This window comes from Brevibacillus choshinensis, assembly GCF_001420695.1.
In the GTDB taxonomy this organism is placed as follows: Bacteria; Bacillota; Bacilli; order Brevibacillales; family Brevibacillaceae; genus Brevibacillus; species Brevibacillus choshinensis.
The window spans coordinates 694,918-718,117 of sequence record NZ_LJJB01000007.1 but is presented as its reverse complement, the minus strand read 5'-3'; the positions used below and the strand labels follow the sequence as shown (position 1 = coordinate 718,117).

Below are 23,200 nucleotides of genomic sequence, written 5' to 3'. Positions count from 1 at the left end.
TTTGTCCATTCCTTTCTCTCACGCAACTAATACTCATAGGTAAACAAGAACACCCAATCCACGTAGGATCAGGTGCTCAGAATCCGGCGAACCGAATAAATATCCTTGATGCGCTTGATGCGCTCCACAACCTTTTGCAGATGATCCACATTGCTGATGGAAATGGTCATGTGAATCGTCGCTACTCGGTTTTTGTCCGCTTTGCCACTCACTGCGGCGATGTTCGTCTTGGTCTCTGCTACAACTTGAAGGACATCGTTTAAGAGGCCACTCCGATCATTACCTGTAATTTCGATTTCCACGTTAAAGTTGTGCTTGAAGTCAGTGTCCCATTCGACGTCGATCAATCGTTCCGAGCATTCATCTGTCAGCACGTTCGGGCAGTCCAGCCTGTGCACGGACACACCGCGACCTCTCGTGATGAACCCGATGATCTGGTCACCAGGGACCGGCGTACAGCAACGAGATATACGCACCAACAGGTTGTCTACGCCGCGCACTTTGACCCCAGATTCGCTTTTTCCTGCATGCTGGGCAGGATTTGGCTTGTATTCGGGAATGACCGGATTTTGCTCTTCCCGTTCACGGCGCAGCTTGTCGACCAGACGCGTGACAATTTGCGAAGCCGTAATCCCACCATAGCCTACCGCTGCAAACATATCTTCGGCACCTTGGAAGTTAAAGCGAGCTGCTGCTTCCTTCAGGTTGGTCTCCGTCATCGCATCCTTGATGTCAAAGCTACGGGCCTTGACCTCTGCCTCAACCATCTGCTGACCTTTGGCGACGTTTTCTTCCCGCTTCTCTTTCTTGAACCATTGCTTGATTTTATTACGGGCATGCGCCGACTTCGCCATTTTCAGCCAGTCCTGGCTAGGTCCGTACGAATGCTTGGAGGTCAAAATCTCAATAATATCGCCCGTTTTCATCGCATAATCGAGCGGTACGATCTTGCCGTTCACTTTTGCTCCGATCGTACGATTACCGACGGCCGAGTGAATGCGATAGGAGAAGTCCAGCGGTACAGAGCCTTTTGGAAGCTCCACCACGTCTCCTTTTGGTGTAAAGACGAAAACCGTATCCGAGAACAGATCCTGTTTGAGACTTTCCATGAACTCTTGCGCATTAGGCGCTTCTTCAGAGCCACCTTCGATCATCTCACGCAGATTGCCCAGCTTTTCAGCGAACGATCCCTGAACGACACTCTTGCCTTCCTTGTAAGCCCAGTGGGCCGCGATCCCGATCTCGGCTGTCTGATGCATATCCCATGTGCGAATTTGCACTTCCAGCGGCTCGCCTTTTGGACCAATCACCGTCGTATGCAAAGACTGATACATGTTCGTCTTTGGCATCGCGATATAGTCCTTGAAGCGGCCTGGCATCGGCTTCCACAAGGTGTGAACGATCCCGAGTACTGCATAACAGTCGCGGATGTCATTCACGATGATGCGCAGCGCCAGCAGGTCATAGATCTCGTTGAACTGCTTGTTTTGCTTGGTCATCTTTTTATAGATGCTGTAGATGTGCTTCGGCCTGCCGGAAATCTCTGCCTCAATATTCAGCTCGCCCAATTTCTCGCGGATGGTATCGGAGGCTTCGTTTAGATAAGCTTCACGCTCTACCCGTTTCTTCTGCATCAGGTTGACGATCCGGTAATACTGCTGGGGATTCAAATAACGAAGCGATGTATCCTCCAGCTCCCATTTGACAGAGGCGATCCCGAGTCGGTGTGCCAGCGGTGCGAAAATCTCCAGTGTCTCATCGGAAATTTCCCGTTGTTTCTCCTCTGACATGTGACGCAGCGTTCGCATGTTGTGCAAACGGTCTGCCAGCTTGATCATGATGACCCGGATGTCCTGAGCCATAGCAATCAGCATCTTACGGTGGTTCTCCGCGAGCTGCTCTTCTTTGGACTTGTATTTAATTTTTTCCAGCTTCGTTACGCCGTCTACCAGAAGGGCTACATCCGTTCCAAACTGCTCCCGGAGGTAATCTAGAGTAATCTCCGTGTCTTCCACTACGTCATGCAAAAAGCCCGCTGCAATCGTCACTGCATCCATGTGCAGATTAGCGAGAATGCCCGCTACGGCTATCGGGTGCATGATGTAAGGAACACCAGATTTTCTCACCTGGCCTTCATGCGCTTTTTCCGCCAGCTGATACGCTCGTGTAATCAGATCTATATCCGCTTGTGATAAATACGTGCTAGCTTTTTTTACTATCTCATCAATGCCGGTAATCATAGTTCCCTTCCCTTATCCTCTCATAAGAAAACCTCTATCGAGGCATGCTCAAAGTTGGCCGACCGCGCTGAAGCGGAAAGTAATACCACAGCCATGCAGAAAGCTGATGCTGAGGTATTTGCGTTGCAAAAAGCTTCTGAATGAAGTTCTTTTGAAGGAGCCGGTCGAAGCGTAGTACGGACTCCACTATCAGACTGCCAGAGAACGTTCGACAGGAAACGATAGTATAAAAAAAAAGTCCTGCGAAGCCGGTTCGCAAAATCGGTCATGCGTTAGGATGGAAAATGATAATCATGTCTATTTCATACTATTATCTTGTAAGTCGTTCGTATTGTAAAGCTGATTTCCCTTGTAAAGTATGGACAGTCCAGGAAATAAACAAAAAACGGGCATTTGGCCCGTTTTTTAAATGCTCTTGTATTAATATTGCACCAAGGATTTCACTGGAATATCTCCAATTTTTTGGCGTCCATCCAGGTAGGACAGCTCGATAAAGAATGCTGCACCCACGACTTTGCCTCCCAATTGTTCAATCAGGTTGATCGTTGTTTCGATTGTTCCCCCCGTTGCCAACAAGTCGTCAGCAATCAGTACGCGTTGACCAGGCTGGATCGCATCGACGTGAACAGCCAGTGCATCCTTGCCGTATTCAAGGTCGTAGTCGGCTTTGATTGTCTCGTATGGCAGCTTGCCAGACTTGCGGATCGGTACAAATCCGATGCTCATTTCATAGGACAGAGGCGCCCCTACGACAAATCCGCGTGCTTCTGGTCCAGCGATGATATCAGCCTGAACTTCACGAGCAAATACAGCCAGCTCTTCGATTGCAGCGCGGTAAGCTGGACCGTCTTTCAAAAGGGTAGTGATATCTTTAAAACGAATACCCGGTTGTGGGAAATCAGGAATGACGCGAATGTATTGTTTGAAATCCATGAATAATTCCTCCTAAATGGTGGCAGGTTCCACCAACTGATGAAACGTTCGAATCAAATCATCCGAAGATGAGAACAGCAAGTCCGTTGCCAGCTCGGATTCTTCCTTCCAAGCCTGATACAACTGAGAGCTTTCCAGAGGTCGTTTCCCCTCGGGATTTTGCAGTCGGTACTGTCCTGGCTCTTCTGCCAGCAGACCGAGCTCCATGAAGATGGCAATCATACCGTCCAGCAGATTGCGTTTCCATTTTAGCTTTTTCGCCAATGCGTCCAAATGGATTTGGGGGACTACCGGTACTTGTAAAAGGAACTGGTACAATTGCTTGAAGTGCTCTCGCCCCGGGCAGGATAGTTTTTCCATTCCTAAATCCGGATCTCCAAATAGGCAGTAGATGCGTTCAGCTTGGCTTACTTGGGCTAGAATGGCCTGCAATTCTGTACGCCGCTTGGGCAGGTCGTACAAGACAACATTTTGCAAAATAGGAAGTGGCTCACTCGTCTCCCCTGACCCTACATATACGACAGACTTGGACTGTTCAGCCGAAGCTTTTGTTGTCAGGAACTCGTAGCTTTCCTCTCGAAACAAGATGGTCCAGGAATTCGGCTCAGCTGCAAGCTGAAGCCACTTGTCCCACTTATCTCGGCTTCCACGCCAATCAAACACTTGCTGATGCGGAACCGACAAATCACGGATGGTCAACTGTGGCTTACGATTTCCATTCCATTCATTGACGGAGAGCTCGCCCAGCACGCGAAACTTTGCCTTGGGCGTTACCTTTTTCGTGACATGAGCCCAGTTAAAGCCTATCGCATCAACCGTCGTTCCCGCTTTTTGCAAGGAGCACTTCAAGTGATTGTCGTCTCGACCAATGATGCGCATCCCGGTGGTTTCCACGTCTTCGAGCATGACGAGCGGTGTAGGGTTCCCCATTCCGTAAGGCGAGAGTCTCTCGAGCTGCTCCGCCGCGTCCAGACTGACTTCCTGTATGTCCATGGACACATCGACCTTGGTCAGCGGGGTAAAGTCCTCTGCGGACAACCACTCGCTCGCCAGTTCATTCAGCTTTTGGCGCAATGGATCTAGGTTTTCGGTGGGCAATGTCATCCCTGCTGCCATCGTATGTCCGCCGTAGTGAGGCAGCCATTCCTTGCAAGCAGTCAGCGCCTCGTACATATCATAACCCGTAATACTACGCGCCGAACCTTTGGCAGTGCCTTTGACAGGGTCGATGCCAAGTACGATTGTAGGCCGGTAGAATGTCTCCACCAAGCGTGATGCGACAATCCCGACAACTCCGACGTTCCAGCCTTCCTTTGCCACGACCAGCACCTTGTGTTCCTCTGGTGGATACTGAGCATGCACCATCTGAATCGCTTCTTCGGTCATCGTCTGCACCAGCTCTTGACGCTCACGATTCAGGTCATCCAATGCTTGCGCGCACTTCTCGGCTTCGTCATGATCTTCCGTCGTCAACAGCTTGACCGCTGATTCCGCCGTCTCCAGCCGTCCGCTAGCATTCAGTCGCGGTCCGAGAGCAAATCCGACATGTCCTGCAGACAGCTCGGTATCGGCTAGTCCACACACACGAACCAACGCTTGAAGTCCCACGTTGCGTGTCTGGTTCAACCGTTTTAAACCAGCTCTCGCCAGAATGCGGTTTTCGTCTACCAGTGGAACGAGATCGGCGATTGTTCCCAACGCCGCCAGATCAGCCAAATGAAGGGGGGCTTCTCCCAAAAGTGCATGCCCTAGCTTAAAAGCCACGCCGACACCCGCAAGCATATCAAACGGGTACGAGCAGCCAGGCTTTTTTGGATTAATCACAGCAAATGCCTCCGGGATGACAGCCGGAGGTTCATGGTGGTCGGTTACAATGACCTCAAGTCCCAGTTGGTTGGCGAATTCCACCTGCTCTACCGCACTAATTCCGGTATCGACGGTGATAACCAGCTTGTAACCGCTCTGGTGTAAATGAGCCAATGCGTCTTTATGTAACCCATATCCTTCCGTAAACCGGTTGGGGATGTAGTAATCAAATACCGCGCCCATTTGGCGCAACAGATGTACCATAAACGATGTCGAACTGACACCATCCGCATCGTAATCTCCGTAAATGCAGATCGGTTCTTTCTTCTCGATGGCCTGTCTGATGCGATGCACGCTCTGTTCCATGCCATCTAACAGAAACGGATCATAAAACAACTCCGGACCTGCCTGAAGAAAATCACGAGCCTTCTGTGGTGAATCAATGCCGCGAATCACCAGCAGCTTGGAAACGAGCGGAGTCAATTGGCACTCAGCAGCAATGGTCACCGCCAATTGTTCGTCGTAAGCCGCCAGTTGCCAGCGTGTTTTCGCTTTCAACAATGAGCCCACCTCCAATCCTCATTCATTATAGAGGATGGAAAGGGAGACTGACAACTGCGTATAATAGGGGGTTTGCTACGTTCTTTCCCCTTGAGCCGCATCATAGGGGTTGATATGAACAAAAACATCCCGTACCTGCGAAAAATTTCCCATCAACTCTTGTTTTACCTGTTTCCCAATGCGATGCCCTTCCTCTACCGTGATATGCGGATCCACCCCAATTTTCACATCGATGATCAAGTAATGCCCATGCTCTCTCGCGCGTAGAGTATCTAGCCTCATCACACCTGAAACGCTCTCGATCCGTTGGCGGAATTCAACCGTATCGTCTTCATGGAGTACGTGATCAAGCGTACTATGTATTGACTCCATCATGATATTGTAGGACATTTTCAAAACAAGCGCCGACACAAAGATCCCTGCTGCCGGGTCCAGATAGAGCATCCACGAAATGCCGAGCCACTCCCCGACAATGGCTCCTCCAATTCCGACGAGCGCGGCGAAGGAAGAGTACACGTCTGATCGATGCTCCCATGCATTGGCAATCAGGGACTGGCTGTTCAGTTTCTTGCCGAGGTTGTATTTGTAGCGAAACATCCACTCCTTGACGATCATAGAACCGATCGCTGCCCACACAGCTAGAAAGCCAGGTGCTACCAATGGAGCGAAAAACGATTTGATGGACGATAGTCCGATCTCAAAACCAACTACAGCCAGCAGCACAGAAACAATGATAGCTGAGATCGACTCAGCTTTGCCATGACCATAGGGATGATCCTCATCAGGTGGACGCTCGGCTGCCCGCAAACCTATCAATACCGCTACCGACCCGACAACATCCGAGGCGGAATGAACAGAATCGGCGATCAGCGCCTGTGATTTGGCCATCAAACCAATGACGAGCTTGACCCCAGCCAATGCCAAGTTCCCCACAATTCCTACCCACGCTCCAAACTGCGCTTTCGCCAACCGATCTTCCACGATTGCGACGCCCCCCTACTAGAAAAACCTCATGAGAGTAGAAAACCGCGGGGAGCTCCCCCGCGGCACTTCGAACATGCTGTTATGAAAAGCAAATGCTTTATGCTTTCTTCTTAAGCATATTCCGTTCTTTTAAGTTTACCCAGATTTGAGCGGCAATAAAGATCGAAGAATACGTACCGCTCACCAGACCGAACAACAACGCCAAAGAGAAGTTGCGGATGCTCTCGCTACCCAGTACGGCAATCGCCAAGACGGTAAAGAATACGGTCGCTACTGTGTAGATGGAACGGCGCATCGTCTGCCACAAGGACACGTTGACGAGATGCTCCAGATCTTCGACGCTTTTGGACTTCATTGTTCGTAGGTTTTCCCGAATCCGGTCAAAAATAACGATTTTATCGTTAATCGAGTAACCGAGAATGGTCAGGAGCGCTGCAATGAAGGTAATATCCACTTCCAGCCCCAATACGGAGAAGATCGCAATCGGTATAAACACGTCATGCAAAAGTCCCGCAACTGTCGCGACACCGAAGAGCCACTGGAAGCGAATGGCAATGTAGATGACAATCCCTAACGATGCGATCGCTACTGCAATTGCTGCTTTCTTCACCATCTCTCGCGCAATGCTCGGATCAACCGTAGATACTTGCTTGTTGACTTGATCCCCGTACTTGGCCTTTAGGGCCTGTTCCACCACCATCATCGTGTCAGAAGATACTGTTTGATCAAAACGAGTGAAAGCTTGATACGTACCGTACGTCGTCACTGGAGAAAACGCCACATTCGGGATTTTCTCCTTGATGATCGCCTCAATCTCTGCTGGTTTAAAGTCTTTCCCAATGTAAACGTCGAGACGCGTCCCTGCTTTGAAGTCAACACCCAAGTGTAGACCTTGGAACAGGATGAACAGCAAGCCCAGGATGATAATTGCGGAAGATCCGATAAAGAACTTCCGTCGATTTTTAACGATATCGAATCGGATGACCGTGTCGTGTTGATTAAAGCTCACCGATCTCACTCTCCTTTACTCCGAACCAGAACGGCTTTTTAAACATGTTGGAGCGGATAACCAACCAAAGGAGGAATCGGGACCCGAACACGTTGGTAATGATACTCACTACAATCGTCATCGCGAGGACGACAGCAAAACCTTGGATCGAGCTTGTACCAAAGAAGAACAGTACACCAGTCGCGATCAAAGTCGTAATATGCGCGTCCAAAATGGTAATCAAGGAACGACGTTCACCGGAGCGGAACGCAGAAAGGACCGTTTTCCCGGAACGAAGTTCTTCTTGGATACGTTCGTACGTAATGATGTTGGCGTCAACCGCGATCCCGATGGAGAGAATAAAACCAGCAATCCCCGGCAGCGTGAGTGTCGCATCCATCCAGTCCAGTACGACCAAACAGAAATAAGTAAAACCGGCCAGCGTAATATTCGCAATCATACCTGGCATGCGATAGACGAACACCATGAACAAGAAAATCAAGGCTGCGCCAATGTAGCCAGCATAAATGGTTTTTTGCAGAGCAAGAGCACCCAGAGAAGCTCCTACTGATGTTACCTGTTTCTCAATCAGTTTGGCAGGCATCGCACCGGAGTTCAGCAAATCAGCCAGTTCTTGCGCTGATTCCTGCGTGTAATCCCCTGTGATTTGCGCACTGCCACCCGTGATAACCGACTGAATCGTCGGGTTGGTCTGCAAGTTTTCATCCAGATAAATCGCCATGCGTTTATGTAGATTCGCACGAGTTACATCTTCCAATTTTTTCGAATCAGAGAATTTCACGGTTACCAATGGGCGTTTCAGGTCATCGTAACCGACTGCTGCGCCATTTGGAGCCAGATCGCTACCGCGAAGAATAATTTTGCCTGCCTCGTCACGGAAAGTCAGAACTGCAGGCTTCCCGATCAGCTCACGTAGCTTGTCCTGGTCGGCGGACTGTGAAGCGATTTTCACACGGATACGGTTCGGCAATTCTGTATCGATAACAGGCTCTACCACGCCGCCAATATTAATCCGTCTCTCAATCATGTGTGCGGTTGACTTGAGCAATTCAATATCAACCTGGTGTCCAGCTTCAAGTGGCTCTACCTCGTACAAAATTTCAAAACCGCCTTGAAGGTCCAGACCAAGTGTGATCTTACCTGCCACCTGCGTGGTCGTCGTTGCTACCAATGTGCCTAGTAAGGCTACAACAACCAGGAACAGGAGGAATCTTCCCCATTTTATCATCGCAGTAATACCCCTCTTTCGTAACAGGGTCCCGTCCTTGACGAGAAACCAGTATGCCCATTATAGCGAAGTATGAAAAAACGTGTCAATTATTGCTGGAAAAGCGAACCATGGTAACCAACCCCTTGTCTAGCATGCACATTTTCTTTCATACGAATGTAAGACAAGGAAGTTTCATTACGAATTTCGATACATTTGAATCATCAGGTAGTTCATGTACTTGTTGGGCTTCAGGGACAGGATGTCATTGACCAGGCGGTGCATCGGCGGGATTTCTTTGTATGTATGACTGACACACTCCCACACATCTGCTGCCGTCACATTCTCATAACCGAGAAAAGCAAACTCTTCTGCTTTACTCTGGCAAATACTTGAAACTTGCCGAAACCAACCATCTTTTTCCGCTTGGTCCATCTTTTGTTTCCCTCCCCAAAGTAGTCATGCCGACTGCGGCACGTCCATATTCTTTATTAAGTGAATTTCCTTGCAAAGGAGCCCTCCATGAGACAGTCATTCTTTTACGGGACGGTCATCCTCATCATCGCTGGCGGTATCACAAAAATATTTGGGTTTGCGCACAGAATCGTGCTCTCCCGCATCATCGGTGCAGAGGGAATGGGGCTTTATCAAATGGTCGTGCCCCTCTTGTACTTCCTGATTACATTGACGACGTTTGGGCTGCCAGTCGCCATCGCCAAGCAAGTAGCGGAAACCGAAGCCGCCAAAAACCCACGGTTAACTCGCCGCTTTCTCCTGTTGGCACTTTCGGTAGCGGGTGGCATCAGCGTAGTCGTCTGTTCCATCCTTTTACTGTTCTCCCAATGGATCGCCAGTGGTCTGTTTGCCGACCCACGCGCTCACATCGTCATGCTCGCTGCCGTTCCCGTCATCCCCATCTCCAGTATTTCCTTGGTGCTCCGAGGGTACTTCCAGGGCAAGCAGAACATGGTGCCGACTGCCATCTCACAGCTGCTGGAGCAGATCGTCAGAATGGCTCTGGTCGTTGTCATGACGATCTCATTTTTGCCCGCAGGAATCGAGTATGCAACCGCAGGCGCAGTAGGTAGTATTATTTTTGGAGAAGCAGCTGGTCTCCTTTACATCCTGTGGCAATACCGAAAAGGAAGCAAAAAGACCGCCTCCATGCTCTTGGAAAAGCCATTTCTACAAGCAGTCTCAGCAAGTAAAGCGAGCCTGCACCAATTAATCCATGTGGCTCTGCCTGTTACAATGAGCCGCATCATTGGCTCCATCGCGTACGTTCTGGAGCCGATGCTCGTACCTCTTGCCCTCGTCATCGCCGGTTTCACCACAACGACGGCCACCGGTTTATACGGGCAGTTTGCTGGTATGGCGGTACCGCTTTTGATGTTCCCTACTTTTCTTACGTATTCCTTGTCGATTTCCCTCGTTCCTGCTGTCGCAGAAGCCGCCTATCAAAATAATGCTCCCCTCGTGCATCGTCGCATCTATCAATCGATGCGGATCACACTCGTCATAGGAGCACCCTGCACGGTATTACTGACTATATTCGCAGAACCTCTGTGCGGTCTGATTTACGGCAACCAGTTTCACGAGGTAGGTATCCTCTTGAAAGAAATGGCTCCTTTTTCGGTCTTCCTCTTCTTTCAAGCACCGTTGGCTGCCGCGCTGCAAGGCCTAGATTACGCACAGGTTGTCTTTCGCAATACGCTAATCGGCGCGATCATTAAAACAACGGCCATGTTTCTCTTTACGGCTCAGCCCGCCTTTGGCATACACGGCGCAGTCATTGCGCTGAACATCGGGATTACACTCGTTACGCTGCTGCACTTTGCGAGCCTCATCAAGAAAATCGGTTTCACCATTGATGTCAGGGAGTTTGGCAAAATCGGTGCGGCGATGCTTGCCATGGGCTACGCTGGCTCCTACATGGCAAAAAATTGGTTTCTGGATGCATCTGTTGGACAGCTTTTGCTCGTCTGTACGATGGTCAGCGCTCTCCTGTACGTCGTCCTCCTCGTAGCTATGCGCGTACTTGGTAAACAGGACGTACGCCGTATCCCTTGGATCGGCGAACAATTGGCTGTCTTTTTTCCACGCCGCTGAGCGTCATTGCAGCGGCGGTTTGTCTTTTTTATCGAGATAAATAATCCCTCGCTCATCAATGCTGCAGAAAGATACCTCTCGGATGTCTTTAATTCCGTACCTACGTATTTCCCGTTTCAGCCAGAGTTCGTTTTGCCCTATTTTGTCGAGGGCTTCCATCCTGACCTTTCCATCGAGAATTAAAGGGATCGGTAGACCTTTGTAGGAGACGGGACCGATTTGCTCACGTTCAAACATCCCCAGGTCCTCTCGCGTCACCGGATCTTTACGTTCTTTTAAAAAAACGCTCATTTGTCCGGTTGGCTCTAAGACCGCAAATTCTACATCCGCTACATTCTTGACGTTCTTTTGACGCAAATGCACCATCAGATCGTCCATGTTCAGACGGTTTCGTCGCATGGCTCCTTCCCTGATCTCGCCATTTTCAATAATGACGTCTGCCGAGCCGTCTACAACGTCTCGGACCTTTTTACTTTTCAAGGAAACATACGCCATGATGATCTCCAAAACCCCTATGAGCAGCATCGGTATGTAGAACAAGCTCGCTGGTTTTTCGATCTCCTCTATCGCTAGGACAGCCATTTCTGCAAGCATGATGGAAATGACTACGTCAAAAACGGAGAGCTTCCCCAACTCTCGTTTTCCCATCAATCGCAACAAGATCAGGAGAAAAAAATACGAAAAAAGGGTGCGTAGTAATGCAGTTGTTAGATCTTCCACTCTGGCCGCCCCCCACTGAACATTTGTTACTAGTCTTTTTCAGTGAGGGAACAACTATTACCGCCAATTACAGCCACTTGCGTTTGCGGAAAATGTGAAGCATCGCAAAAGTCATGCCTAGCATGATGACGAGCGCTACGACCAGCATGTACGGCTCCGCTTCTTCACCCAGCCATGCAAAGGTATTCATCCCGAACAAACCCGTAATAAACGTCAGTGGCAGGATAATCGTGGAAATGATGGTGAGGACACGCATCGTTTCGGTCGTCTTCGCACTGATAATGGTGTAGTACGTATCCAACGCACCATTTACCAGATCGCGGAAGGTCTCCGTCGAATCGGAAATCCTCTCCAAGTGGTCTGTCAAATCACTGTAGAACGGAACGTTTTCCTCGGAAATGTCGAACGAATAACGGCCATTTACATTCGCAAAGATCCGTTTTTGAGGCATAATCACACGACGAATCAAAATAATCGTTCGCTTCAATGCCAAGAATTCTTCCGTGATTTCCTCCATCTGATGCTCGTAAATCTCGTCCTCCAGCTCGTCAATCCGTACACTGATCCGGTCGATGATGGGGAAGTATTCATCCGTAATTCCGTCTACGATTGCGTACAGCAAGTAATCCGGACCGCGATTCAGATACGAAATGTTACGATGGCACATGGCCGCAATTCTTCCGATCGTGTTCATCGGAGATTTGTGAATCGTGACGATGTAGTTTGGACCGAGAAACACGTTCAGTTCTACTGTTGTAATCTCATCGTCGCTCTCTTCGTTGTAACGAAGGGCGTGAAAGACGAAGAAATAGTAGTCGTCGTACTTGTCTACCTTAGCACGCGGACTGACGTGCAGGCAGTCCTCAATTGCCAGCGGGTGAAAGTCGAAGATCTTGGCAATATAGGGAAGTTCATTGTTTCCCACATCGTACAGATCAATCCAGAGCAAATCCTCGGGAGATTTCAGCCATTGGTCTTTAGTAGCGAGATCAACGTCATGAAACATCTTCTGTTCTGAGTGGTTATAAAAGTACGTTTTAATCATCTTTCTTCACCCCCGTCTTGTTCCTCATCCATCATACGAAAATTCCTTTCAATGTTCAACGCGAAGATGAATACGTTGACCAAGCCTCTCATATAGATGGTACAAACAGTTGACCAGTGAGGGGGTAATACCGTGCGGAGTGCTTCCACCTCTGTACTAACAGGTCTTTTGTATACGCTCGGTCTCGTCTTGATTGGAGCGCTGCTCGCTACCTTTCTTCTTAGCTTTACCAATCTACGCGAAAGTTCCCTGCCCTATTTTACGTATGTCATCAATGCCATCGGACTTCTCATCGGCGGCTACGTAACTGGGCGACGTTGCGGCGGCAAAGGTTGGTACTATGGCGGACTTACTGGGCTCACTTATTTCATCGTTGTCCTTCTCATCGGCTTTCTCGGCTTTGACGCCCCCATGCAATGGGGAACGCTCCTCTTTTTAGCCGGTGCCTTTGTACTGGCTGGCCTCGGTGGCATCCTCGGTGTGAATTCCATCAATTCCAGTCATAAGCCAAAAGGAATCAAGCCGAGAAAGTAGTTCTCTTGAACAGGAAATAAACAAAAAAAGCAGGCGGGCTACCCCACCTGCTTTTTCCTGTATTATTTCGCTTCTTCGCTTGCTTCTTCTGTTTTTGCAGGTTCTGTTTTCGCTGGTTCTGTTTTTGCTGGAGCAGCTGCATTGCTAGCGGAAACAACGCTATTGATGGCACCGCGGTCAAACGTGATATTGACGTTGTGAGCCACGCGCAAAGTTACGGTGTCATCTGCCAGCTCTTGAATCGTACCGTGCATTCCACCGATGGTCACGATCTTGTCGCCTTTTTTCACAGCGGCTAGCATGGCATTACGTGTTTTTGCCTTCTTTTGCTGCGGACGAATCAGCAAGAAATAAAAAATCGCGAACATGATGATAATCGGTAAAAAATTAGTTAAGCCTTCCATGTAAATCCCCCTCGATTAAAAAGATCTATCTTCACCCAATCCATATTGAGCGAAAAACTGGTCGCGGAAATCTTGCAAACGGTCTTCGGCAATAGCCTGACGCACATTTTCCATCAGCTTCACTAGGAAATGAAGGTTGTGGTACGTCGTCAACCGAATGCCAAAGGTTTCCTCCGACTTGACCAGATGTCGGATGTAAGCACGGGTGTAATTCTTGCAGGTGTAGCAGTCGCAATTCGGATCAAGCGGTGTAAAATCCCTGGCGTACTTCGCATTGCGAATCACCAGTCGTCCTTGGCTCGTCATGCATGTCCCATTGCGGGCAATACGTGTAGGCAACACGCAGTCAAACATGTCAATGCCTCGGATAGCACCGTCAATCAAAGCGTCTGGCGAACCTACTCCCATCAGATAACGTGGCTTGTTGGTCGGCAAGAGTGGAACCGTGCTTTCCAATACCTCATACATCAGAGGGAACGGCTCTCCTACGCTCAACCCGCCAATCGCATATCCAGGGAAATCCATAGAAACGAGATCACGTGCACTCTGTGCGCGCAGATCGTGATACATACCCCCTTGAACAATCCCAAACAGCGCTTGTTCATTTGGACGAGTATGTGCCTTCAAGCATCTCTCCGCCCAGCGAGTCGTACGTTCCATCGATTTCTGAACATAGTCGTACTCTGCCGGATAGGGAGCGCATTCATCAAATGCCATAAAAATATCGGCACCTAATGCATTTTGGATCTGGGTAGCCTCTTCCGGACCGAGAAACAGCTTTTCCCCATTGAGATGGGAACGGAAGGAAACACCTTCTTCTGTTATTTTGCGCAAATTACTCAAACTAAAGACCTGAAATCCCCCAGAATCTGTAAGGATAGCGCGATCCCAGTTCATGAATCCATGCAGTCCGCCCGCTTCCCGAACGATTTCATGTCCAGGACGAAGGAACAGATGATACGTATTGCTGAGAATAATTCCCGCTCCCATGGCCTTGAGCTCCTCAGGGCTCATCGTTTTTACCGTTGCCTGGGTGCCTACCGGCATAAAGACAGGGGTGTCGATCGTCCCATGCGGCGTATGTAGTTTGCCGAGACGTGCACCGGTTTGCTTGCATGTTTTGATCAATTCGTAGCGTACTGCCAACTTTTTGCACTCCTCAAGCTATGTATGTAAGTCCTTCCTATTATAAAAAAATCTCAACATGAAGTAAACCCACATGACTTACCGGATATATAACCAAATACGAATGTCCACAATTTGTCTACAGAATGAGCATGGCATCGCCAAAGCTGAAGAAGCGATATTCTTCCTCTACTGCACTCTTGTAGGCGTTCATGACATTTTCTTTTCCTGCTAAAGCACTAACAAGCATAACCAGCGTCGATTTCGGCAGATGAAAATTCGTGAGCAATCCGTCGAGAATCGTGAACGAATACCCCGGATAAATAAAGATGTCTGTCCAGCCTGATGACGGCGTAAGCTTGCCCCCATTCGCTTTTCCGACTGTCTCTAGTGTTCTGCAGGAAGTTGTTCCTACTGCGATCACTCGTCTTCCCTCTGCCTTCGCGCTGTTGACGATCTGAGCTGTCTCTTCGGAGATCTCATAATACTCGGCATGCATGACATGCTCCTCGATCGTATTGGCTGCGACCGGTCGAAAAGTCCCAAGACCGACGTGCAAAGTGACATAGGCCAGATGTACCCCTTTTGCTGCAATTTGCTCCAGGTACGGCTTGGTAAAATGGAGACCCGCAGTCGGTGCCGCAGCCGAACCGCGCTCACGGGCGTAAACAGTTTGGTAACGCTCTTGATCGTCGAGTTGTTCATGAATATAAGGGGGGAGTGGCATCGAACCGAGCTGATCCAAAATCTCGTAAAAAATGCCTTCATAATGGAATCGAACGATACGCCCACCTGTTTCAGTCGCCTCTTCACAAGTACAACTCAAGAGCCCATTACCAAAGACGACCTCTGTCCCTGGCTTCATTCGTTTCCCTGGTTTCACGAGTGTTTCCCAGCGGTCATCTCCCAGAGACTTTAACAGAAGAACTTCAATCTTGGCTCCTGTCTCCGCCTTCTCACCGATCAGCCTAGCAGGTAATACTCGGCTGTCATTCATCACCAGTACATCACCTGGGACGAGATGGTCGATCAGATCAGTAAAACGTTGGTGCATGATGTCACCTGTCGCTTTATTCAATGCCAGCAAGCGGGATGACGTCCGCTCTTCCAACGGGTGTTGGGCAATCAAATGCTCAGGCAGTTCAAAATCAAATTGTTGCACATCCACGAGTCGTTACTCCTTTTATAACAATTCATGTGTTTCCTCGGCGCTATTGCTCGATTGTCACATCCTGGTAGTAGTGTTGCAAGATCTCCTCGTAGTCATACCCGCTCTCTGCCATCGCTTTTGCTCCGTACTGAGAGACGCCGAGCCCGTGACCAAAGCCCGTCCCTCTAAAGAGGAACTGTTGAGTCTTGCTAGCCACACGCCAATCATCTGTTCCGCGGTAAATCAGGAATTGGTCGTTGTAGCCGTTCGCCGAAACGGAGCCGTAGTCATTCGCGCCGACAGCCTGTACGTTACTGCTACCCACAGGATACGTCGTGCGCTTGCCTCCTGCTCCTAAAATGGTGAATGTCCCCATTTCCTCCACATCAAACTTGGTACTGCGCAAGGTGCTAGCGCCTTGCTGGAAAATAGAACGATGCGCATCTGGAGAAGACACAGCAATCTCGGTACCATCCGCTTTCATTTCCATGACTCGACCAGATGGTCCTCGCTCCGTCACTCGCAAGGTTTTCAGGTTGGTGGAGACGCGAGGCGCGTTGCTTTTAGCCTGTGTCGCGTTAATCATCCCTGCTACCTCTGCAGGCGTGTACGGGCCTCTCGTCCAGGAATACGCGTTTTCTTCTGCCTCCTCGGCCACGATCGTGACCTCTGCTCCAGTCGGCAGCGTAGAGAGGACTCGATGATAAGCTGTACTTGGACCGGATCGCAGATTGGTACTGTTTGTGCTTACGATAGCCTGTCTCAGCCCTACCGGGTTTGTCCCTCCTGTCACTCTTACCAGATCACTCCGAATATATCCCAGAGTACCGTCAACCATAGAAACCAGATACCAGATTTTTGCTTTCACCAACGGGTCGGTATCATCACTCATGACAGGGCGCAAGTAAGGGACCGGATTTCCCCAAACTTCTGTTCCATCGGCGGTCATGCCGCCTGCATTGGAATAAAACAAGGATTCCGCAATCTTCCCTTTGTAATAAATGACTTCGCCTTCGGTATCGTCCACCGCTTTACGAATATCCTTTGATTCTTTTGTATAGCCGTAATACGCTTGCTCATACACCGTATCAGACAAGTTTGCTATTCCGTATTTATTCCCAGTCCCTACTGCTCGGGTACGAGCGAGAACAGCTTGGGTCTTGAGAGCCTCGAGCGGCCAGCCCGGAGCCATCTCCGAACCTACGACTCCATATAAATACTCTTCCATGGAAAGCTCGTTGACCAAGGTCAGATTCCCTTTGTATTCGGATAGCTCCATTTCTCCACGGTAGGTGCGATTATCTCGCTCTACTACGCCAATCAACGATACAGATCCAGCTTTTTTCGGTTCGACCGTCAGCTTGACCTTTGGTGAAAACACGTACTTCCATATTGTATCACTCTTAGAGCCATATGCATCCTGTTTTAGCACGACATACGATTGGGTAGAAGGCTGCTTGTACGAAAAACCAGGAATCTCCGCTGCAGCCTTTCTCGCGAGAGCGGTGAGTGCTTCCTGGCTGACTTCGTCCCCGATCCATACAGCGAAGGAGGCCTTGCTTTTGTCACCCACTAATACCGGGTAGGCAGATATGCCAGATCCCTCGAATATTGCCTGCCAGTCCTGAGCTTCCTTCAAGCTGTTGAAACGCCCTGCCTCCAGCCGCAGCGGTCCTTTAACGCTAGGCTGCTGACCGGTAGCCTGAGCAACTGTCTTGGCCTGATTAGCCGCTGCCTGATAGGTTCCATACGTGCCACTCACGACTTGGTAAACGGTCTGACCGCCCCGTTTCACCACTTGAATACTTCCCTCGTACTTGCGTTGGCTCATTTGCTGTGCCACTTGCTGCGCGCGGTTCCAGTCGCTCGATTCCGCCACGATTAGATGGTATTCATCTACCCGATAGCGTGCCTCATCACCGCCTAGCCCTGGCAGCTTTGTCTTTCCTTCTGGACCTACTAACGTCACGTCCATTCCTTTTTCAGTCGTAAGCGTTACAGCAGGTACCACACCTCGATACCCCTGTCCTGTATCCACAAAGAGAGCGACCCGGATATTCTTACTCGCTGCTTCTGCGGGCGTGTACCCTCCGAGAAGTACAGCTGACATCAGACCCGCTGAAAGGACTTTTCCCATCCATTTCTTCCACATGTCGTCCATCGTCCTTCCCTTCCTTAAGGTTTCGTCGAAAATTGGCATGAACTCCCACTGTTTTTCGACAAACCTCTTGCGTTCTCCTTCCTTTTTTCTTAATTTGCGACCTGTTGGACTTCTCATTTAATTTCGACAAATGTGGGCCATTCCTATTATGATGTAATGAAAAGGGGAATCAGATGGGCTGTTTCCCATGGGGTAGAGGAAGCTTTATCGTTGCCGAGAAGATGCCCTTTTGCTGGCGAACGGTCAAAGCGATAGCCAACAAAAAAACCATTGGGAACGACGCCCCAATGGCTTTTTCATTTGAACAGCCGAAACAAGTACGTAGCAAGAGACAACACAATACTGATGATGATGCATGTGACCACCGGAAAGTAAAACTTTACGTTTTCTTTCTCGACAACAATGTCACCTGGTAGACGTCCCAATGGTAAAAAGCGACCGCCTACTTGCCACAAGAGCCCGATGACGATCAAAACAGCCCCACCGATGATCAACAGCTTGGCTATCGGATTCACGCTTTCATCTCCCGACCAAAGTGTTGGTATGCACTGGGTGTCAGGACTCGCCCACGCGGGGTACGCTGCATAAAGCCAATCTGCATCAAGTACGGCTCACAGACATCTTCGATCGTTTGTGACTCTTCACCGATCGTCGCTGCAATCGTATCCAGACCTACGGGGCCTCCGTCAAAACGGTCAATGATGGCCAAAAGCAGCTTGTGGTCAATGTGATCCAATCCGCAGGCGTCTACTTGCAGCCGTTCCAGCGCTTCCTTGGCAATCTCGGTCGTAATGACTCCTTCTCCTTTGACCTGAGCGAAGTCCCTTACCCGCTTTAACAAACGGTTTGCGACACGCGGTGTACCACGAGATCGTTTGGCAATCTCCTCAGCGCCACCTTCACGAATCACTACTTGTAGAATGTCCGATGCACGCGACACGATAAACGCCAACTCAGGAACCGTGTAAAATTCCAGTCGGTTGACCACGCCAAAACGGTCTCGCAAAGGTGCGGATAGCATTCCTGCACGAGTCGTTGCTCCCACCAAGGTAAACGGCGGCAAATCCAGACGAACACTGCGTGCACTCGGGCCTTTCCCGATAATGATGTCCAACGCGAAATCTTCCATGGCCGGATACAGCACTTCTTCCACACTTCGGTTCAGCCTGTGTATCTCGTCAATAAACAGGACATCCCCCTCTTGCAAATTCGTCAGGATCGCAGCCAAATCACCCGGCCGCTCGATCGCTGGACCGGATGTCGTACGGATGTTGACGCCCAGCTCATTGGCAATAATCTGTGACAGCGTCGTTTTCCCCAGACCTGGGGGCCCGTAAAGGAGCACATGATCCAACGACTCTTTGCGCATCTTGGCTGCTTCAATGAATATTTTGAGGTTTTCCTTCACATGCTGCTGTCCGATGTATTCATTTAAATAGCGCGGACGGAGGCTCAGCTCCGCCGCATCTTCTTCCCAATCCATTTGCGTAGTAATAATTCGCTGATCCAAAGTCCTACCCCCTCATGAGCAAAGCAAGCCCTTGCTTGATGAGCTTCTCGACGCTATCGCCATTCTTTGACTTCTCCGATAGCGCATTTCTGATTTTCTGCAGCTCACCGTCCGAGTAGCCGAGAGCCGTCAAGGCATCCAGTGCTTCGTTGAGTGCGGATACCGCTGTTTCCCCTGCTGTCAGATCTCCTGCAGCTACGGTCAATATCGCGGATGGAGTAAACCCGACCAGTTTGTCCTTTAAATCCAGGATGATCCGTTGCGCAGTCTTTTTTCCGATGCCAGGAAACTTCGTCAAGTACGTAACGTTCTCCTGTTGGACTGCCATGACGATTTGTTCCGGTGTCGCTGCCGCGAGAATGGCCAGCGCACCTTTAGGACCGATCCCGCTTACATCGAGAAGCTTGCGGAACAAGTCACGCTCGTCCCGAGTAGCAAATCCGTAGAGCAGAATCGCATCTTCCCGTACGTGATGATGGGTGTACAATTTTGCCCTGCCACCTTCTTGACGGACAAACTGGTACGGATTTGGACAAAACAGACGATAGCCGATCCCGCCTGTCTCCACCACTATGTATTCTGAATCAAGGTAACACAATGTACCTTCGACAAAATCAATCATTTCTGAGCTCCTTCCGAAATGGAAATAAACGCGCGGAACTGAGCGTGCGTAATGGCAATCCCCAACGCATCCGCCACATCGTCAGGCTTGGGCACTTCCTTTAGCCGCAAAAGAAGCTTCGTCATTTCCTGTATCTGTTTTTTCTCTGCGCCTCCGTAGCCGGTCACTGCCTGCTTTACTTGCATCGGGGTGTATTCGTAAACCGGTACGCCCGCAAGCTCAGCCGCAAGGATAATCACACCACGCGCCTGACCAACTGTGAACGCTGTCGTCACGTTTTTGTTAAAGAATAGCTTCTCCACTGACATTTCATCAGGCTTAAACGTACTAATCAAGCTCTGCATGGCTTCAAAGATTTGTTTGAGACGAAGAGGAACGGGCAAACCCGCCTCCGTCTGAATGCTTCCGTACTGTACGGGACGAAGCTGGCTCCCTTGTTTATCCAATACCCCAAAGCCCACGATTGCAATGCCGGGGTCGATTCCTAAGATGCGCATGGCCCACTCTCCGTTTAGAAAACTTGGCTACGCCAAGCCCTTGGCGGAGCCTTAGTACCCAAAGGGCACAAGTCTTGCTTTCTCACTTTGTTCAAAGTCTCGCTATGTTGCACTTATACTGGATAAGAATCTTATAAATTCTTATCTGTAGTACAAAGATTCTACTCTCTACTGTATCACAAAGCGCCGCGAAAGCGAACGTGTATTTCCATTTCTAGAAAACTTGACTACGCCATACTTTTCGGCGTAGCTTCGTACCCAAAGGGCACAAGTCTCTGTTCGAAGTCTCGCTATGTTGCACTTGTACTGGATAGGAATCTTATCATTTCCTATCTGTAGAACACGAAGAAACCCGCCCCCTGATACGGGAGCGGGCATACGGTGTCTTTTTTCTAGTGTTTGTTCAGTCCTTCCAAATCTGACACATCATGCTGCATGTGAGCGTACTCATCGACGCCGCTCTGCATTTGCTCTTGGATCATGTTGATCTGCCGATAATTCAGCTTGTTGTGTCCTTGATTTAATTGAACGTACAAACGCTGATGGAACTGGTCTTTGTAGCTACCTCTAGGCATCGAAGACATGCTAAAAGACTCCTCCTTGAGATCACCGTATGAAAACAGTATGGCGGATCGTCCCCTAAGTTATGATGGCAAGATTTGCTCGTCATTTGTTGAGTCCTGTGGAGACACTATCGGGGTGGAGGTGACTTATTTGCGACTTGTAAAGCTGCTTCTGATCCATAGCTTGTGGATGTTTACCTTATGTCTTTCTTTACCAGACAACGCTGAAGCGAGTCAAGCAAACGAAATCGTCATCTCTGTCTCGGTTTCTCCAGACTCGCCATTCGTCTCGACACTGGTTTTTCCCAATACCAATCCGATTGTTCGTGAGTTGACACGCACTCCTACCATTCCTGCCATTTTTTCGTCTGATTGGTTTCGCGCCAGGATCAAGGTAAAGGATCGTGACCTCATCTACGATTACCAAGGTAGGCTGTTCGACCAGAAAAAGGCACGCCTCTATTTGTTGTCTCAGCCACTGGCAATCAAATTGGATAAACTGGTACAGACTGTCGAAACGGCGCATTACGGTCAGGCGATCCCGTGGGAAAGAGTCAAACACTCATTTGGTAGAATGAAATTTGCAACCGTAATCGATCTGGAGACAGGGGAACGTTTTCTCGTTCAGCGCAGAGCCGGCAGTCGACACGCAGATGTCCAGCCACTCACCCGCAGCGATACCCAGATCATGAAACATATTTACCAAGGGAAATGGAGCTGGAAACGACGAGCGATTCTCGTAGAGGTTGACGGAAATTACTACGCCGCTTCCATGCACGGGATGCCCCACGGTGCCGGAGCGATCCAGGGCAACGATTTCCCGGGGCACTTTTGCATCCATTTTAGCGGAAGCTCTACCCACCTTCGCAGAGAGCCTGATCCAAGTCACAGTCTGATGATACTCAAGGCATCCGGAGCTTTGCCCCAAGTCATCATGGAGGCTAGTCCCGAAGACTTGGTAGGCTATTTCCTTACTTCTCTTAATGAGCAGGATGGACATACACTGCGAATGACTACAGATGGTTCGACGCTGCCAGACGAGGTGCGATTGATTGATTCGGTAAGAAAGCCGGAAACCATCGTCGCCTCTGAGACTTCTGGTCCCTTGATGGTGGCCATCTCTGTCCGCGCCGATTATCTTTTGCGTTCTGGTGAACAGCGCTCAGGGAAATGGCATTTTCTCCTCCTCCGCTCTGCCCCCTGGGAAAGATGGCAAATCGTAGACGTTGCGATCAAATAATAAAAGGTTGCCCCATTCCGGGCAGCCTTTTTACTCTTCACTCAGTTGAAATTCTCCATAGGTGGAAAGCACGCTGTTATACTCCGCCAGATCACGCACACGAATGCCGCGCTTCAGGCTATCCACTTCTTCCTTTGGAAGGCTCGCTTCCATCTTCACCGTATTGATCCGGTAGAAGGTCTGTACCACTTCCTGATCCGACGGCACACCGTGAAAGAGTGTGAGCATACCATCGGTTGACAGACCGAAGTGGCCGTTTTCTTTGCACTCTGGAGATATATCATGCTCTCTCTTCATCAAAATCATTTTGTTTGAATCTGCAGTCACAATCTCCCAGCCTTTATAATCGACCATCGAATTAGCCAGATGATTGATCGCCACCGGTTTGCGCTCTTCATCACGAACGCCACACAAATAGCTACGAGCAAGCACTAATTCGTAGGAGTTTCCCGCGACTTCCATTGATCTTTTTCCTCCCGAGAACAGCTGAGTCAGTGTTCCCGCCTCTTTACCGCTGCCTTGCGAAAGAATACTCCCAACTACCAGCCCTGTAACTAGGGCAAAAGCCCACGAAGCATAGACCATCCATTTTTTCCTCATGATACGATTGAACCCCTTTTACTAGCCTTTTTTTCCTATTCTCGCCAGTAAAAAGGAGTCACATACCTGATACTCTCAAGATTCTTATATTTACGACAAATTCACAAGGAATATCTACCAATCCTATGATTCAAGTGATAAACTATTTTTGCTTGGCATTATTGTAAAGTTATGGAGGTC

General features: G+C 49.5%; 22 protein-coding genes. 3 read left to right on the top strand and 19 right to left on the bottom strand.

Annotated features, from left to right (window positions below; genetic code table 11):
• Nucleotides 1–68: 68 nt before the first annotated feature.
• The 7 genes from AN963_RS03380 to AN963_RS03350 form a co-directional block, all read right to left on the bottom strand.
• Nucleotides 69–2,240: a RelA/SpoT family protein gene (locus AN963_RS03380; RefSeq protein ID WP_055743146.1), complete on the bottom strand. Its 2,172-nt coding sequence runs from the start codon at nucleotides 2,238–2,240 to the stop codon at nucleotides 69–71.
• 420 nt (nucleotides 2,241–2,660) lie between these two features.
• Nucleotides 2,661–3,173 (bottom strand): adenine phosphoribosyltransferase, encoded by a 513-nt coding sequence (locus AN963_RS03375; protein ID WP_055743145.1) that lies wholly within the window; start codon nucleotides 3,171–3,173, stop codon nucleotides 2,661–2,663.
• 12 nt (nucleotides 3,174–3,185) lie between these two features.
• Nucleotides 3,186–5,540, bottom strand: coding sequence for a single-stranded-DNA-specific exonuclease RecJ (gene recJ / locus AN963_RS03370; protein WP_055743144.1), 2,355 nt, complete (start codon nucleotides 5,538–5,540; stop codon nucleotides 3,186–3,188).
• Nucleotides 5,541–5,615: 75 nt separating this feature from the next.
• Nucleotides 5,616–6,521 carry a cation diffusion facilitator family transporter gene (locus tag AN963_RS03365; protein WP_201783700.1) on the bottom strand — a complete coding sequence of 302 codons (906 nt, stop codon included), beginning with the start codon at nucleotides 6,519–6,521 and terminating at the stop codon, nucleotides 5,616–5,618.
• A gap of 100 nt (nucleotides 6,522–6,621) precedes the next feature.
• The gene (secF, locus tag AN963_RS03360) at nucleotides 6,622–7,533 is read right to left on the bottom strand and encodes a protein translocase subunit SecF (RefSeq protein ID WP_055743142.1); all 912 of its coding nucleotides are present in this window, start codon (nucleotides 7,531–7,533) and stop codon (nucleotides 6,622–6,624) included.
• On the bottom strand, nucleotides 7,523–8,761 hold the full coding sequence (gene secD / locus AN963_RS03355) for a protein translocase subunit SecD (RefSeq protein WP_055743141.1): 1,239 nt from the start codon (nucleotides 8,759–8,761) through the stop codon (nucleotides 7,523–7,525). Before secD ends, secF begins: the two co-directional genes overlap by 11 nt.
• A 177-nt stretch (nucleotides 8,762–8,938) precedes the next feature.
• Nucleotides 8,939–9,175 carry a post-transcriptional regulator gene (locus AN963_RS03350; protein ID WP_055743140.1) on the bottom strand — a complete coding sequence of 79 codons (237 nt, stop codon included), beginning with the start codon at nucleotides 9,173–9,175 and terminating at the stop codon, nucleotides 8,939–8,941.
• 87 nt (nucleotides 9,176–9,262) lie between these two features.
• Here AN963_RS03350 and spoVB point away from each other — a divergent pair, with 87 nt between their 5' ends.
• Nucleotides 9,263–10,849 carry a stage V sporulation protein B gene (spoVB, locus tag AN963_RS03345; RefSeq protein WP_055743139.1) on the top strand — a complete coding sequence of 529 codons (1,587 nt, stop codon included), beginning with the start codon at nucleotides 9,263–9,265 and terminating at the stop codon, nucleotides 10,847–10,849.
• A 3-nt stretch (nucleotides 10,850–10,852) separates the two neighbouring features.
• On the opposite strand, the gene AN963_RS03340 is transcribed toward spoVB, so the two are convergent.
• Nucleotides 10,853–11,569, bottom strand: a complete 717-nt coding sequence (locus tag AN963_RS03340; protein WP_055743138.1) for a DUF421 domain-containing protein — start codon at nucleotides 11,567–11,569, stop codon at nucleotides 10,853–10,855.
• 67 nt (nucleotides 11,570–11,636) lie between these two features.
• Nucleotides 11,637–12,614: a magnesium/cobalt transporter CorA gene (corA, locus tag AN963_RS03335; RefSeq protein ID WP_055743137.1), complete on the bottom strand. Its 978-nt coding sequence runs from the start codon at nucleotides 12,612–12,614 to the stop codon at nucleotides 11,637–11,639.
• 132 nt (nucleotides 12,615–12,746) lie between these two features.
• On the opposite strand from corA, the gene AN963_RS03330 reads away from it, so the two are divergent.
• A complete protein-coding gene (locus AN963_RS03330) occupies nucleotides 12,747–13,148 on the top strand; it encodes a TIGR04086 family membrane protein (RefSeq protein WP_055743136.1) in 402 nt (133 codons plus the stop codon).
• Nucleotides 13,149–13,210: 62 nt separating this feature from the next.
• On the opposite strand, the gene yajC is transcribed toward AN963_RS03330, so the two are convergent.
• The 9 genes from yajC to AN963_RS03285 all read right to left on the bottom strand — a co-directional run bounded on the left by yajC (nucleotide 13,211) and on the right by AN963_RS03285 (nucleotide 21,201).
• Nucleotides 13,211–13,552, bottom strand: coding sequence for a preprotein translocase subunit YajC (gene yajC / locus AN963_RS03325; RefSeq protein WP_055743135.1), 342 nt, complete (start codon nucleotides 13,550–13,552; stop codon nucleotides 13,211–13,213).
• Between the two features lie 15 nt (nucleotides 13,553–13,567).
• On the bottom strand, nucleotides 13,568–14,698 hold the full coding sequence (gene tgt, locus AN963_RS03320) for a tRNA guanosine(34) transglycosylase Tgt (protein ID WP_055743134.1): 1,131 nt from the start codon (nucleotides 14,696–14,698) through the stop codon (nucleotides 13,568–13,570).
• Between the two features lie 118 nt (nucleotides 14,699–14,816).
• Nucleotides 14,817–15,845, bottom strand: a complete 1,029-nt coding sequence (gene queA, locus AN963_RS03315; RefSeq protein WP_055743133.1) for a tRNA preQ1(34) S-adenosylmethionine ribosyltransferase-isomerase QueA — start codon at nucleotides 15,843–15,845, stop codon at nucleotides 14,817–14,819.
• A 43-nt stretch (nucleotides 15,846–15,888) separates the two neighbouring features.
• The gene (locus tag AN963_RS03310) at nucleotides 15,889–17,988 is read right to left on the bottom strand and encodes a SpoIID/LytB domain-containing protein (protein ID WP_055743132.1); all 2,100 of its coding nucleotides are present in this window, start codon (nucleotides 17,986–17,988) and stop codon (nucleotides 15,889–15,891) included.
• A gap of 296 nt (nucleotides 17,989–18,284) precedes the next feature.
• A complete protein-coding gene (locus tag AN963_RS03305) occupies nucleotides 18,285–18,503 on the bottom strand; it encodes a DUF2905 domain-containing protein (protein ID WP_055743131.1) in 219 nt (72 codons plus the stop codon).
• Nucleotides 18,500–19,498, bottom strand: a complete 999-nt coding sequence (ruvB, locus tag AN963_RS03300) for a Holliday junction branch migration DNA helicase RuvB (RefSeq protein ID WP_055743130.1) — start codon at nucleotides 19,496–19,498, stop codon at nucleotides 18,500–18,502. The genes AN963_RS03305 and ruvB overlap by 4 nt, the downstream gene beginning before the upstream one ends.
• Nucleotides 19,499–19,502: 4 nt before the next feature.
• The gene (gene ruvA / locus AN963_RS03295) at nucleotides 19,503–20,120 is read right to left on the bottom strand and encodes a Holliday junction branch migration protein RuvA (RefSeq protein WP_055743129.1); all 618 of its coding nucleotides are present in this window, start codon (nucleotides 20,118–20,120) and stop codon (nucleotides 19,503–19,505) included.
• Complete coding sequence (ruvC, locus tag AN963_RS03290; protein WP_055743128.1) at nucleotides 20,117–20,617, bottom strand: crossover junction endodeoxyribonuclease RuvC; 501 nt, start codon at nucleotides 20,615–20,617, stop codon at nucleotides 20,117–20,119. The genes ruvA and ruvC overlap by 4 nt, the downstream gene beginning before the upstream one ends.
• A gap of 392 nt (nucleotides 20,618–21,009) precedes the next feature.
• Nucleotides 21,010–21,201, bottom strand: coding sequence for a hypothetical protein (locus tag AN963_RS03285; protein WP_055743127.1), 192 nt, complete (start codon nucleotides 21,199–21,201; stop codon nucleotides 21,010–21,012).
• A gap of 130 nt (nucleotides 21,202–21,331) precedes the next feature.
• Between AN963_RS03285 and AN963_RS03280 the strand changes: the two genes are divergently transcribed.
• Nucleotides 21,332–22,420, top strand: a complete 1,089-nt coding sequence (locus AN963_RS03280; protein WP_236707865.1) for a hypothetical protein — start codon at nucleotides 21,332–21,334, stop codon at nucleotides 22,418–22,420.
• 30 nt (nucleotides 22,421–22,450) lie between these two features.
• Here the strand turns inward: AN963_RS03280 and AN963_RS03275 are convergent, their stop codons facing one another.
• A complete protein-coding gene (locus tag AN963_RS03275) occupies nucleotides 22,451–23,020 on the bottom strand; it encodes a BofC C-terminal domain-containing protein (protein WP_055743126.1) in 570 nt (189 codons plus the stop codon).
• Nucleotides 23,021–23,200: the final 180 nt, after the last annotated feature.